The organism is Paenibacillus rhizosphaerae, assembly GCF_014192015.1.
Taxonomy (GTDB): domain Bacteria; phylum Bacillota; class Bacilli; order Paenibacillales; family Paenibacillaceae; genus Paenibacillus_AQ; species Paenibacillus_AQ rhizosphaerae.
Genome location: NZ_JACHXJ010000002.1, coordinates 1,147,478 through 1,160,991 on the forward strand (window position 1 = coordinate 1,147,478; position 13,514 = coordinate 1,160,991).

The 13,514-nt window shown below is 54.5% G+C and carries 11 protein-coding genes; 10 read left to right on the forward strand and 1 reads right to left on the reverse strand.

Going from position 1 to position 13,514, the window contains the following annotated elements:
- The first annotated feature begins 118 nt into the window (after positions 1–118).
- The 10 genes from FHS19_RS13850 (at position 119) to FHS19_RS13895 (ending at position 12,370) form a co-directional block, all read left to right on the forward strand.
- Positions 119–3,793 carry a nitrate reductase subunit alpha gene (locus FHS19_RS13850; protein ID WP_183582366.1) on the forward strand — a complete coding sequence of 1,225 codons (3,675 nt, stop codon included), beginning with the start codon at positions 119–121 and terminating at the stop codon, positions 3,791–3,793.
- Positions 3,783–5,318 carry a nitrate reductase subunit beta gene (narH, locus tag FHS19_RS13855; RefSeq protein WP_183582367.1) on the forward strand — a complete coding sequence of 512 codons (1,536 nt, stop codon included), beginning with the start codon at positions 3,783–3,785 and terminating at the stop codon, positions 5,316–5,318. Before FHS19_RS13850 ends, narH begins: the two co-directional genes overlap by 11 nt.
- On the forward strand, positions 5,311–5,889 hold the full coding sequence (gene narJ, locus FHS19_RS13860) for a nitrate reductase molybdenum cofactor assembly chaperone (protein WP_183582368.1): 579 nt from the start codon (positions 5,311–5,313) through the stop codon (positions 5,887–5,889). The genes narH and narJ overlap by 8 nt, the downstream gene beginning before the upstream one ends.
- On the forward strand, positions 5,882–6,568 hold the full coding sequence (gene narI / locus FHS19_RS13865) for a respiratory nitrate reductase subunit gamma (protein ID WP_183582959.1): 687 nt from the start codon (positions 5,882–5,884) through the stop codon (positions 6,566–6,568). The genes narJ and narI overlap by 8 nt, the downstream gene beginning before the upstream one ends.
- A gap of 49 nt (positions 6,569–6,617) precedes the next feature.
- Positions 6,618–7,082 carry a GAF domain-containing protein gene (locus FHS19_RS13870; RefSeq protein WP_183582960.1) on the forward strand — a complete coding sequence of 155 codons (465 nt, stop codon included), beginning with the start codon at positions 6,618–6,620 and terminating at the stop codon, positions 7,080–7,082.
- On the forward strand, positions 7,079–8,158 hold the full coding sequence (locus FHS19_RS13875) for a sensor histidine kinase (protein WP_183582369.1): 1,080 nt from the start codon (positions 7,079–7,081) through the stop codon (positions 8,156–8,158). The genes FHS19_RS13870 and FHS19_RS13875 overlap by 4 nt, the downstream gene beginning before the upstream one ends.
- Positions 8,155–8,802, forward strand: coding sequence for a response regulator transcription factor (locus tag FHS19_RS13880; RefSeq protein ID WP_183582370.1), 648 nt, complete (start codon positions 8,155–8,157; stop codon positions 8,800–8,802). Before FHS19_RS13875 ends, FHS19_RS13880 begins: the two co-directional genes overlap by 4 nt.
- A 161-nt stretch (positions 8,803–8,963) precedes the next feature.
- On the forward strand, positions 8,964–10,517 hold the full coding sequence (locus FHS19_RS13885) for a nitrate/nitrite transporter (protein WP_183582371.1): 1,554 nt from the start codon (positions 8,964–8,966) through the stop codon (positions 10,515–10,517).
- A gap of 53 nt (positions 10,518–10,570) precedes the next feature.
- Positions 10,571–11,587: a GTP 3',8-cyclase MoaA gene (gene moaA, locus FHS19_RS13890; protein ID WP_183582372.1), complete on the forward strand. Its 1,017-nt coding sequence runs from the start codon at positions 10,571–10,573 to the stop codon at positions 11,585–11,587.
- A 57-nt stretch (positions 11,588–11,644) separates the two neighbouring features.
- On the forward strand, positions 11,645–12,370 hold the full coding sequence (locus FHS19_RS13895; RefSeq protein ID WP_183582373.1) for a YwiC-like family protein: 726 nt from the start codon (positions 11,645–11,647) through the stop codon (positions 12,368–12,370).
- Between the two features lie 138 nt (positions 12,371–12,508).
- Here the strand turns inward: FHS19_RS13895 and FHS19_RS13900 are convergent, their stop codons facing one another.
- Positions 12,509–13,402: a ketopantoate reductase family protein gene (locus FHS19_RS13900; protein ID WP_183582374.1), complete on the reverse strand. Its 894-nt coding sequence runs from the start codon at positions 13,400–13,402 to the stop codon at positions 12,509–12,511.
- Positions 13,403–13,514 lie beyond the last annotated feature (112 nt).

Genomic DNA, 13,514 nt, shown 5'->3' on the forward strand with positions numbered 1-13,514 from the left:
GATATAGGAGTTTCCCTGATAGCAACCGCAGCAGCAGGCTCTCATAATTAAAGCATCGAATGGACGACACATTGATTCCCCGATCATGGTCATTCACGTAAAGGAGTTGAACCGTCCTATGAAACGGAAGAAGGGACTGAAGTTCTTCAAACGATTGGAAAGCTACTCGGACAACTGGTCCGTTCTTGAAGAGAAAAGCCGGGATTGGGAGGACATGTACCGCAAGCGCTGGTCCCATGACAAAGTCGTGCGGACGACACACGGCGTAAACTGCACCGGCTCCTGCAGCTGGAAGGTGTTTGTGAAAAACGGCATCATCACCTGGGAAAATCAGCAGATCGATTATCCGTCCTGCGGACCCGATATGCCGGAATTCGAACCGCGCGGCTGTCCGCGCGGAGCTTCGTTCTCCTGGTACGAATACAGCCCGCTCCGCGTGAAATATCCATATATGCGCGGCAAGCTGTGGCATATGTGGAATGAAGCCCTTAGCCAGCATGGTGACCCGATCGCAGCCTGGGCCAGCATCGTGGAAGATCCCGAAAAATCGAGAGCTTATAAAAAAACGCGCGGCAAGGGCGGTCATGTACGGGTATCCTGGGCGGATGCGACCAAGCTGATCTCCGCGCAGCTGATCTATACGATCCGCAAATACGGTCCGGACCGCATTGCCGGCTTCACCCCGATTCCCGCAATGTCGATGATCAGCTACGCGTCAGGGGCGAGATTCATTTCCCTGCTCGGAGGCGAAATGCTGAGCTTTTACGACTGGTACGCCGATTTGCCGCCGGCTTCCCCGCAAATTTGGGGCGAGCAAACCGACGTGCCGGAATCCAGCGATTGGTACAATGCCGGCTACCTGATCATGTGGGGCTCGAACGTCCCCTTAACGCGGACGCCGGATGCCCACTTCATGACGGAAGTACGCTACAAAGGCACGAAGGTCGTATCGGTAGCGCCGGATTATGCGGAAAACGTCAAGTTCGCGGACAACTGGCTGGCTCCGAATCCGGGGACGGATGCGGCGGTCGCCCAGGCGATGACACATGTCATTTTGAAAGAATTCTACCAAGATCGTCAGGAGCCGATGTTCCTGAATTACGCCAAGCAATATACAGACATGCCGTTTCTTCTTCTATTGGATGAGCATGAGGGCGGATATAAGGCCGGACGATTCCTGCGTGCGAGCGATCTGGGCGATACGACACCGCATGCCGAGTGGAAGCCGGTGATTTTCGATGAAAACCGAAATGAAATCACGGTCCCGAACGGCACGATGGGACAGCGCTGGGAGCAGGGCAAGAAATGGAACCTGATCCTGGAACGCGAGGACGGATCGGTCATTGCGCCGGCGCTTTCCGTAGAATCCCTGGGAGCGGGGCGGCAGACGATTTGCTTCCCGTTCTTCGACAATAATGCGAACGGTACGTTCGAACGCCAAATTTCTGCGAAAAAGATTCAGCTCGCCGACGGAACCGAACGCCTCGTGGCAACGGTATACGACCTGATGTTAAGCCAATACGGCATCGAACGAGCGGATAGTGAGAAGCATGCAGGCGGATACGACGATGCGGATTCCTTCTACACCCCGGCCTGGCAGGAGAAAATTACCGGCGTGAAGGCGTCGATCGTCGTGCAGATTGCCAGAGAATTCACGCAAAACGCGCTGGACACCGGCGGCCGTTCCATGATCATCATGGGCGCGGGGATCAACCACTGGTTCAACAGCGATACGATCTACCGCTCGATTCTGAACCTGGTTATTTTGACGGCATCCCAAGGCGTGAACGGCGGCGGCTGGGCGCATTACGTCGGCCAGGAAAAATGCCGCCCGATCGAGGGCTGGTCTACGATTGCGTTCGCCAAAGACTGGCAGGGGCCGCCGCGGCAGCAAAATGCGACGTCGTTCTTTTATTTTGCGACTGACCAGTGGAAATACGAAGAAATGGGTGCCGATTCCCTGAAATCGCCTACGGGCGGGGATATCCGATATCAGCATCCGGCGGATTATAACGTCCTTGCCGCCAGACTCGGCTGGCTGCCGTCCTACCCGCAGTTCAACAAGAACAGCCTGGCGTTCGCGGAAGAAGCGGCCAGCCAAGGCAAAACGAGCAACGAGGAAATTGTGAAGCATGCCCTAACGCAAATTGTTTCCGGTGATACCCAGTTTGCGGCCGAAGATCCCGACGCGCCGGAGAACTTCCCGAGATCGCTGTTCGTATGGCGCTCGAACCTCATTTCAAGCTCTGCCAAAGGGCAGGAGTACTTCATGAAGCATTTGCTTGGTGCTTCGGACAGCCTGCTCTCGACGCCGAACGAAGAGGAGAAGCCGGAGGAAATGGTGTGGCGCGAAGACGTGGAAGGCAAGCTGGACCTGCTGGTCGCGCTCGACTTCCGGATGACCTCGACGCCGATGTATGCCGACGTGGTGCTGCCGGCAGCAACCTGGTACGAGAAAACCGACTTGTCCTCCACCGACATGCATCCTTTCGTCCATCCGTTTAATCCGGCGGTGGATCCGCTGTGGGAATCGCGCTCGGACTGGGATATTTATCGGACGATCGCTGGAGTCTTTTCGGAGATGGCGAAGACGCATCTGCCCGGCGTATACAAGGATCTTGTAACCAGCCCGCTGGGGCATGACTCGATCAGCGAGATCGCCCAGCCTTACGGCAAAGTGCTCGATTGGCGCAAGGGTGAGATCGAAGCAGTTCCAGGCAAAACGATGCCGATTCTGACGGTGGTGGAACGCGATTATACGAAAATTTACGATAAATTCGTGACGCTCGGCCCGAGCCTGGCAACAGGCAAAGTCGGGGCGCACGGCGTCAGCTTTTCGGTGGCCGAGGAGTATGAAGAGCTGAAGCGCATGAACGGAAGCTATGACGACGATACGATCAAAAACGGCATGCCGAAGCTTCATACCGCCAGAAATGCAGCGGACGCCATCCTCCATATCTCTTCAGCGACGAACGGCAAAGTGTCGCAGCGCGCCTGGGAGTCGGCGGAGAATGACACCGGCGTAAGCCTGAAAGACATATCCGCGGACCGCGCGGCGGAGCGCATCACGTTCCAGAGCATTACGGCCCAGCCGCGGGAAGTCATCCCGACGCCGGTGTTCAGCGGCTCGAACAAAATGGGAAGAAGATACTCGCCGTTCACGACGAACATCGAGCGGCATGTGCCTTTCCGGACGCTGACCGGCAGACAGCATTTCTATATCGATCACGAAATCTTTCTGCAATTCGGCGAAGCGCTGCCGGTGTATAAGCCGACGCTGCCGCCGATGGTGTTCGGACCGCGCGACAAGCAGATTACCGGAGGCAAAGATACACTCGTGCTCCGCTATCTGACACCGCACGGCAAATGGAACATCCACAGCACATACCAGGATAATCTGCACATGCTGACGCTGTTCCGCGGAGGGCCGACGGTATGGATCAACAATGACGATGCGGCGGCGAACGACATCCAGGATAACGATTGGCTGGAAGTCTACAACCGCAACGGCGTCGTTACCGCCCGCGCCGTCGTCAGCCATCGGATGCCGAAAGGCACAATGTACATGTACCACGCACAGGATAAACACATCAATGTGCCGGGCTCGGAAATCACGAAGGACCGCGGCGGCAGTCACAACGCACCGACGAGAATCCACGTGAAGCCGACGCAGATGGTTGGAGGCTACGCCCAGCTCAGCTATGGATTTAACTACTACGGACCGATCGGCAACCAGCGGGATGTGTACGTGGCTGTCCGCAAAATGAAAGAGGTGGATTGGCTTGAAGATTAAAGCGCAAGTCGCCATGGTCATGAATTTGGATAAATGCATCGGCTGCCATACGTGCAGCGTCACCTGCAAGAGCACCTGGACGAATCGTCCGGGCGCGGAATATATGTGGTTCAATAACGTGGAAACGAAGCCGGGCGTCGGCTATCCGATCCGCTGGGAGGACCAGGAGAAATACAAGGGAGGGTGGACGCTGAAAAAGGGCAAGCTGCAGCTGAAATCCGGCAGCAAGCTGTCCAAAATCGCCCTCGGCAAAATATTTTACAATCCCGATATGCCGGAAATGAAAGATTACTATGAGCCCTGGACCTACAACTATGAACATCTGACCCATAGCAGGGAGAAGAAGCATCAGCCGGTGGCCCGCCCGAAATCAGCGGTGACCGGCGAAACGATGAACCTGGAATGGGGCCCGAACTGGGAAGACGACCTTGCGGGCGCCCATGTGACGGGCCCGAAGGATCCGAATATCGAAAAGATCGAGGAAGAGATCAAGTTCAACTTCGAACAGACGTTCATGATGTATTTGCCCCGCCTGTGCGAGCACTGCCTCAATCCGAGCTGTGTGGCCTCCTGCCCTTCGGGCGCAATGTACAAGCGGGACGAGGACGGCATCGTGCTCGTGGACCAGGAAGCGTGCCGCGGCTGGCGCTACTGCATGACCGGCTGTCCTTACAAAAAGGTGTATTTTAACTGGAAAACAAACAAAGCCGAGAAATGCACCTTTTGTTTTCCGAGAATCGAAGCAGGTCTGCCGACGGTATGCTCGGAGACCTGCACCGGCCGCATCCGATACTTGGGTGTAATGCTGTATGACGCCGACCGTGTGCAGGAAGCGGCCTCCACACCGGATGAAAAGGACCTGTACCGGGCGCAATGCGGCCTGTTCCTTGATCCGCATGATCCGGCGGTGATCGAGCAGGCGCGTAAAGACGGGGTGTCCGAGGAATGGATCGAGGCGGCTCAAAACTCGCCGGTCTATAAGCTCGCGATCGAATACAAGCTGGCTTTCCCGCTTCATCCGGAGTACCGGACGCTGCCGATGGTATGGTACGTGCCGCCGCTCAGCCCGATCATGAACTACTTCGAAGGCAGGGATTCGATCGAAAATCCGGATATGATCTTCCCGGCGATCGAGGAGATGCGCACGCCGATCCAGTATCTCGCCAACCTGCTGACGGCGGGGGATACGACAACGGTGAAGGAAGCTCTGCAGAAGATGGCGATGATGCGCTCCTACATGCGGGCGCAGTCGTCCGGCGCCGAATTCGACGAAGCGCGGCTGGCGCGGGTCGGCCTGACGGCAGGTCAAATGAAACAGATGTACCGGCTGCTTGCCATTGCCAAATACGATGACCGGTTCGTGGTGCCGACATCCCACAAAGAAAGCCACATGGACGTGTACCGCTCCCAAGGCCTCGAAGGCTTCAGCCTGGGCTGCAGCGGCTGCGGACCGGCAAGCCCGCAGGGCAAGACCGGTAAGGAACTGTACGAAGAAAACTTCTATGGGGGGATCTGGCGTGATTAATCTTGAAAAGCTGCAGAACGATCAAACCGTATTTGGATTTTTCGCGCAGATGCTGACCTACCCGGAGAAGCTGGATTTCCACCCGTCCGTGCTGGAGGAGTCGCTGGACTCCAAACACCCGGCCTATACTTCAGTCCGAACCTTTTGGGACCTGATGCATGAATACAGCATGGAGCAGATCGAGGAGATGTACGTTCAGACGTTCGATTTTCAGAAAAAAACGACCTTGTACATGACTTTTCATAAATTTGAGGACAGCCGGGACAGGGGCCAAATGCTGGCCAAGCTCAAGGAAACGTATCAGCTCTACGGCCTCGATATCGCCGGCTCCGAGCTGTCCGATTACCTGCCGCTCATGTGCGAATTCGTCTACGCCGCCAACTGGCAGGGGCATGAAAAGGAAGCGGCGGAGAGCCTGGATCTCATGCTCGCGGTCATGGAGGACGGCACCTACCATCTGCTGAAGGCGCTGGAGAAGTCCGGCAGCCCGTACGCTCACCTGATCCGAGGCCTGCGCGAAACGTTTAAAGCATGCATTCAGCAGGAGACGGAGGCGCTTGAGCATGATTAATCAGTTTCTATGGGTCATCTTCCCCTATGTGTGCCTGGCGGTGTTTGTCGTCGGACATATTTACCGGTACCGTACCGACCAGTTCAACTGGACGGCCAAGTCCAGCGAGTTCATCGAGAAAAAGAAGCTGAAGCTGGGCAGCCTGATGTTCCATCTGGGCATCCTCCCCGTGATCGGGGGCCATGTCGTCGGCCTGGCCATTCCCCAATCGTGGATGGAAGCGGCGGGAGTCAACGACCATATGTACCATATCGGCGCGGTATATATCGGGAGCGCTTTTGGCCTGTTGACCTTGGGCGGCATGATCCTGCTGACCTCGCGCCGGTTCACGATCCGTCATGTCCGCCGGCTCAGCTCCGCGTCGGACATGATTGTCAATGTGCTGCTGCTGTTCATCGTGTTCATGGGCATGTACAGCACGCTGGTGACAAACGCCGTCCAGCGGGAGTTCAACTACCGGGAGAGCATCTCGATCTGGTTCCGGGATTTGTTTATACTGCGGCCGGATGCGGCGCTGATGGTAAATGTGCCGCTGTCGTTCAAGATTCATATTCTGGCCGGATTCGGGATTTTCGCGTTATGGCCGTTTACCCGGCTCGTGCACGTATGGAGCGTTCCGTTGAATTATGTGGGCAGAAGATATATCCTTTATAGGAAGCACCGCAATTATGAATCGTAGACGAAAGAAGGCGAACAGCCTTCTTTTCTACATCAAGGGAGCTATGGCCATGAAGAATCAGCCGAACTATTATTACCAAGCGGAAATCGAAACGCTCCGGGACCGGTTTCAATTCGATTTCGTGTCCCTGGCTCTGGTTCAGCCGGCTGAGGACCGATTCGTATTGACCTGGCAATATGCCGCCGGCAACATGAACGATCGCTATAAGCGGATTGTCCTGCATTCAGGGAAAGGCATTGCGGGCATCGTATTCAAAACCGGCAAGCCGATGCTGATCCAAAACGTAAACACCGATATCGAGTCCCGCGATTTGTTTAATTATCCGATCATCGTGGCGGAGCAGCTGAAGAGCCTGGGAGCGATCCCGCTGTGGGAAGCAGCGCGCGTTCATGGCGTCTTGCTGGTGGGCTACCGTGAGGAGAACCGCCTGACCCAAGCAGCCTTCGATCGGTTCAAGGAAGGGCTGGGCAAGGAATTTGGCGCTTTTCATGCGGGGGAGGTGGGGCAGCCTTGATTCGGATGACGGATGAACATTTAAATGATCTGTTGAAGAAGATGTATGCGAACAGTATGGAGGCAATCTTTTTTATCGATGAAAAAGGCAGCGTCGTCGCCATGAACCCGGCCGCAGAGAACATTCTGGACATCGACGTGATTGAACGGATGCAGTCCGGCGTCGACGATTCCTTCTGCCAGGCCTGCAAGGGCTACACGGACGAGAAGGACCAGATTTCGTGCTCCAAATGCTATTTAGACTATCCAAAAGGGGATTTTTCCTCGTTCCAAGTATATCTCCAAACCAGGGGCGAAGGCGTCGTCCCTTATGCAGCCAGCTATCATACGATCGACGAGGAGCGGGGAATCCGCGTGCTCATGCTGTTGGACCTGACCAAACAGCAGAAGACGCAGGAGATGCTCCAGCGCTCGAATCTGCTGAAATACGTCATCAAAGCGCAGGAAGACGAGCGAAAGCGGATATCGCGTGAACTGCACGACAGCGTCGCCCAGGAGCTGCTCAGCTCGCTGGTGGACCTGCGCGTGGTCAAATATATGGAGGTTGGCGAAGATGTGCTGAAGAAGCTGCAGCAGACCGAAGTGTCCCTAACGCGGCTGCTGGACGACATCCGCCATTTGTCGGTGGAGCTGCGGCCGGCCTCGCTCGATGATCTGGGGCTGGAAGCGGCATTCCGCTCGCATTTCAAATGGATCGAGAAAAACTACGGCCTGCTCGTCGATTTCTCGGCGGAACTGTCCGCCGCCCGTTACGGCAGCGAGATCGAGACTGTCGTCTACCGCGTATGCCAGGAAGCCGTCCTGAACGCGCTGAAATACGCCGGCACCGACGAGGTGCATGTCCGGATATGCGAAGAGGAGGGGGTTCTGCAGCTGACCGTCAAGGACGATGGGATCGGGTTCAATATGAATGATAATGAAGCCAAGGGCACGGGTCTAGGCTTATACGGGATGCGTGAGCGCGCCGAGCTTGTCGGCGGCCAGTTCATGCTGTATTCGGCTATCGGCGGAGGGACGACAGTTGAGCTGCGCATTCCGTGTTCAGAGGATAACGAGAGGGAGAACGATACACGATGAAAATTGTCATAGCGGATGATCACGCGGTGGTCCGGAGCGGCTTTTCCATGATACTCAACTACCAGGAGGATATGGAAGTCGTCGCGACGGCCGCTGACGGCATGGAGGCTTACGCCATGGTGGCCAAGCATCAACCGGACGTGCTTCTGATGGACCTCAGCATGCCTCCGGGCGAGAGCGGCCTGATTGCTACGGGCAAGATCAGCAAAGATTTTCCGAATACGAAAATATTGATCCTCACCATGTACGATGACGACGACTATTTGTTCCATGTGCTGAAGAACGGCGCTTCCGGCTACGTGCTCAAAAACGCGCCTGATGAAGAGCTGGTCTCGGCCATCCGGATGGTACATAAGGGAGGAACCTACATCCATCCTCAAATGGCCACCTCCCTGGTTCGGGAGTATATTAAAAAGGACAGCGAAAGCGCGGACAACGATCCGTTTAACAGCCTGTCCCAACGGGAAATCGAGATTTTGCCGCTCATCGCCAAAGGCTACGGCAACAAAGAGATTGCGGAGAAGCTGTATGTCTCCGTCAAAACGGTGGAGGCTCATAAGGCCAAAATTATGGAGAAGCTGAACCTGAAAAGCCGCCCGGAGCTGGTGGAGTATGCGCTAAAGAAAAAACTGCTGGACTTCTAGCATCTCAAAAGAATATCGGGTATTCCAGCCACAGGATATAGGGAAGTTCCCCTGACGAATTCAGGGAACTTCCCTATTATCTTTGTGAATATCATCACGTAGAATAAGGCATGGGGATCAATGAAGTCAGCCATTCATCACGTTCAGAAAAGGTGGTTGAAATGATCAAAAAAGCGCAGCTGCCGCTGCAAACGATGAATTTGGTGCTTGGATTTATGGTATGGGTCATCATTTCCGCATTGCTGCCGTTCATTCGGGAGGACATATCCATACCGGCGGACCGGCTGGCGATCCTGACCGCGATCCCGGTGGTGCTGGGCTCGGTGCTCCGTTTGCCGCTGGGATACTACGCCAACATCCTGGGTGCACGGATCGTTTTTATCGCAAGCTTTATTCTGCTGCTGTTCCCGGTCTATTTTATCAGTACGGCTACATCCTTTACGCATCTCGTGATCGGGGGCCTGTTCCTGGGTGTTGGCGGAGCCGTGTTCTCGGTCGGTGTCACCTCGCTCCCTAAATATTATTCGAAAGAAAAGCTGGGCTTGGTCAATGGTATTTACGGAATGGGCAATGTCGGTACAGCCATTACCACCTTTGCCGCACCTGTCATTGCCACGCAAATGGGGTGGGCACGTACCGTCCAGTTGTATTTAATTCTGCTGCTCGCGTTCGCGGTGCTGAACGTATTCCTGGGTGACCGTAAAGAGACGAAGGTCAAAACACCGCTCATGGAACAGATCAAAGGCGTGTATAAAAACGACAAGCTGTGGTATTTTTCGCTGTTCTATTTCATTACATTCGGTTCGTTCGTTGCGTTTACGGTATACCTTCCCAACTTCCTGGTTTCGAATTTTGACCTGGCGAAGGTGGATGCAGGGATGCGGACGGCCGGCTTCATCGTGGTGGCGACCTTCCTTCGCCCGGTGGGCGGGTGGCTGGCGGACCGTTTTAAGCCGTTGTTCCTGTTGATGGGCGTATTCGTCGGTCTTACGATTGCAGCCATCATCTTGGCGTTCTCTCCTTCGATCGGCCTCTATACCGTAGGATGTCTAACGATCGCAGTAGGCGCAGGACTTGGAAACGGGATTATTTTTAAACTGGTGCCGCTGTATTTCAACAAGCAGGCGGGAATCGTGAACGGAATCGTGTCGATGATGGGCGGCCTTGGCGGATTCTTCCCGCCGCTGATGCTTTCCTTCATTCATTCGGTGACCGGGCAGTATTCGATCGGTTTCATGGCGCTCTCCCAGGTTGCGCTCGCCAGCCTTGTCATCGTCGTATGGATGTATTATCAGGATAAACTGGGCGTTTCCTCGGAGGTGTTCAATTCCACAGGGCAAGGCATTCTCGTTACAGACCTGAGCGGAAAGATCCATGCCGTGAACCCGGCATTCACGAGGCTGACGGGCTACACGGAGGAGGAAGTGATCGGCAAAAATCCGAGTATCCTGAAGTCCGGCCGCCAATCCGGAGAATTCTACAGCAGGATGTGGGCGGAAATCAAGGAGCAGGGAAGCTGGCAGGGGGAGATCTGGAACCGCCGGAAGAACGGCGAGGAATATTTAGAGCTGTTAACCATTAATGCCATTAAAGATGACGCCGGTGATGTCATCCATTATGTCGGAACGTTCAGCGATATTACGAACAAGACTGCAGACAACCGTCACGGCGGAGGGAGCCCCAAGCTAAAGACCAGTCCTCAGCTGCAGGGGTAATGGCGAGCAAGCAGCACGCACGGCACGACGGCTATACGAAGGAGGAAGGGAACATGGCGTTGAACCCGCAGCTGGATCAGTTGGGCAGACCGATGCGCGACCTGCGGATTTCTGTGACGGACCGATGCAATTTCCGCTGCACGTACTGTATGCCGAAGGAGATCTTCGGGGATGATTATGCATTCATGCCCAAGGAGCAGCTGCTGTCATTTGATGAAATCACACGGGTAGCCGAGTTATACGCATCGCTTGGCGTGCGAAAGATCCGCCTGACCGGCGGCGAGCCCCTGCTGCGGCGTGGACTTCCTGAACTCATTCGTATGCTTGGTGCGATTCCGGGGATTGATGATATCGGCCTGACGACGAACGGGCTTCTGCTTGGGGGGCAGGCAGAGAGCCTCTATCAGGCCGGACTTCGCCGGGTGAATGTAAGCCTGGATGCGCTCGATCCCGAACGCTTCGGCCGTATCAACGGAAGGGGCATTCGGCCGTCTGCCATTATCGCGAACATGGAACGGGCTCGCAGCATCGGAATCGAGGTTAGGGTGAATATGGTCGTGCAGAAAGGCCTCAACGATCAGGAGATTGTCCCGATGGCGGATTTTTTCAAACAACTCGGCATCACGCTCTGCTTCATCGAATTCATGGACGTGGGAAACGACAATGGCTGGCGCATGCAGCAGGTCATGACGAAGCGGGACATTTTCGAGCAGCTGGGGGGAGATGCCGTACTAGCGCCGATCTCTCCGCGATATCCTGGGGAAGTGTCCAAACGGTACCGCTACAGAGACGGGGACAGCGAGGTCTGCTTTATCTCATCCGTGTCGGAAGCTTTCTGTTCTTCCTGCACACGGGTCCGATTATCTTCGGACGGTAAAATGTACTCCTGCCTGTTTGCCTCCCAAGGGTTCGATCTGCGAAGCATGCTGCGTTCCGGTGCATCGGATGAACAGCTGCTTGCAGCCATCTGCGCCGTGTGGGAGAAGAGGGAAGACCGGTATTCGGAAGAACGAACGGAACAAACGGCGATGAGCCGGAAAAAGATGGGTATGTCTTATATCGGCGGCTGATCGTCCTGGACTAAAAAGTCGTGAACAGCCAGCCATGGAAAAAGGAGCCGAAGGTGTATGAAAAAAATAAGCATGGTCATTCCACGGGAGCACGGGGGCTGGGCGATGGTCAGCATTCCTTTTATCATCGGCATGATGGCGGCTAAACCCGTTCTTCTGCATCTCCCCTTGTTCCTGGCCTGGCTGTTCCTGTATCTGTCATCCTATCCGCTGCTGCAGGCTTTGAAAAAAACGACCAAGCGAACCTGGTGGCTCCAATGGGGGGCCGGTTATGCCGCGGCGGCCCTCCTGTGCCTCATTCCGGTGCTGCTTCAGGAGTTATGGCTCTTCTGGTTTGCTCCGGTACTTATCCTGCTAATCACCGTAAACATCTGGCATGTACGGCGAAAGTCCGAGCGGGCGATGCTGAACGATGTATGCGCGATCCTTCTGTTCTGCACCGCCGGCGCGGCGGCTTATCTGCTGGGCGGCGGAACATGGGGCAGGGAACTGGCGGAGGTTCTGCTGTTCAACTTCCTGTACTTTATGGGAACCGTTTTTTTCGTTAAATCCGTATTTCGTGAGCGGAAAAATAAAAGGTGGACCCTGTACGCCAAAGTTTATCATATTATCGCACTGGTCCTGCCGCTGTTTACGCTCAGCCCCTGGATGTGCGTGCCTTTTGTTTATCCGCTGGTCAAGACATGGATTTACTCCGGCAAACCGTTAAAGCCAATGAGAGTAGGGATCATGGAAATTGTCGGTTCCGTGCAATTCGTGTTCCTAACGCTGATGCTGCTGTAAGCAAAAAAAGGCATCCGAAAACGTAATACATCAAACACGCCTATGGGGTATTAACAGTGGCAGCCCAGGACTCGAAAGTCCTGGACTGCCGCTGTTTTTTACATGCTGCTGGCTGTAGCCAGGCTAGCCGGCCTGATGTTATTGCCCCAAAGACAGCTTTTCATGAAACATCTTATCCAGTAACATGATTTCCGCTCTCTGACTGACGGTATGATCCCCGAGCATGACATCAATGATAAAATCATTGCTCAGCATCTGGCGGTACATCGCGATAAGTTCTTGTTCCGACAATTCCCCCATGGACTTCGTTTCGGTCGGAACGACAGGGATTCCGGCTCGCTCGACCAAACGAAGATTTTGTTTAATTTCAGCTGCGATTTTGCTGAGCGTGCTTACGCTTCTTGCCGTCTCCAGATCGACCACGCCGTCGTCCGTATAGAAATGCTTGTTGCCCACGGCCACCGCGGCATGCGAAACATGGAATGCATATATGTCACGTTGGATCTCGTAATGCAAACCCGCCGATTCCAGAACTTCGGCCAGCTCTTTGACTCTTTCGCTCGTCTGTCCATTCATTTCACCAAAAATGGTCCCTTGATGTTTTTCTGAACCAAATTGGGCGTATAAAACATCCTCCTTCATGTCTCCGCCTGCTCCGGGAAATCCGGGTAGCAGCCGGTCACCCACGATTTCAACCCAGGATTCATAGTCGATGGTGTTGGTCAAAGTGACGATCGTTTGGCTTTTGTTATTTTTGATCGCAGATAGGGCGGTTTCGGCTTGATCATACCGTACCGGAACAAAGATAAAATCGTAAATATCGTCGTTCTCAAGCTTCCCGATCGTCTTGATCGACATTTGTTGTATCATGCCTTGATCGTTATAACGCAGCCCGTTCTTTTGAAGGGCGTCCAGCCTTTTTCCCCGAGCTAACAGTGTGACATCAAATCCCGATTGGGCAAATCGGAGTGCGTATACGCTGCCAACCACACCTGCGCCAAATATTAAAAGTCTTTTTTGTGTAGTATTCAACAATGATCTATCCCTTCTGTAAATTAGTCGCAGATTGCTTAAGCAACATCTGTTGGGTAGAATAATAGTATGGTAAGCTTATGGTTTCAATCGGCAGATGAAGCGGAAAGTT

Excerpts from the sequence above, each read along its gene's own strand:
- FHS19_RS13850 (WP_183582366.1), top strand. The coding sequence starts at position 119 with ATGAAACGGAAGAAGGGACTGAAGTTCTTCAAACGATTGGAAAGCTAC.
- narI (WP_183582959.1), top strand. The coding sequence starts at position 5,882 with ATGATTAATCAGTTTCTATGGGTCATCTTCCCCTATGTGTGCCTGGCG.
- FHS19_RS13870 (WP_183582960.1), top strand. The coding sequence starts at position 6,618 with ATGAAGAATCAGCCGAACTATTATTACCAAGCGGAAATCGAAACGCTC.
- FHS19_RS13880 (WP_183582370.1), top strand. The coding sequence starts at position 8,155 with ATGAAAATTGTCATAGCGGATGATCACGCGGTGGTCCGGAGCGGCTTT.
- FHS19_RS13885 (WP_183582371.1), top strand. The coding sequence starts at position 8,964 with ATGATCAAAAAAGCGCAGCTGCCGCTGCAAACGATGAATTTGGTGCTT.
- moaA (WP_183582372.1), top strand. The coding sequence starts at position 10,571 with ATGGCGTTGAACCCGCAGCTGGATCAGTTGGGCAGACCGATGCGCGAC.
- FHS19_RS13895 (WP_183582373.1), top strand. The coding sequence starts at position 11,645 with ATGAAAAAAATAAGCATGGTCATTCCACGGGAGCACGGGGGCTGGGCG.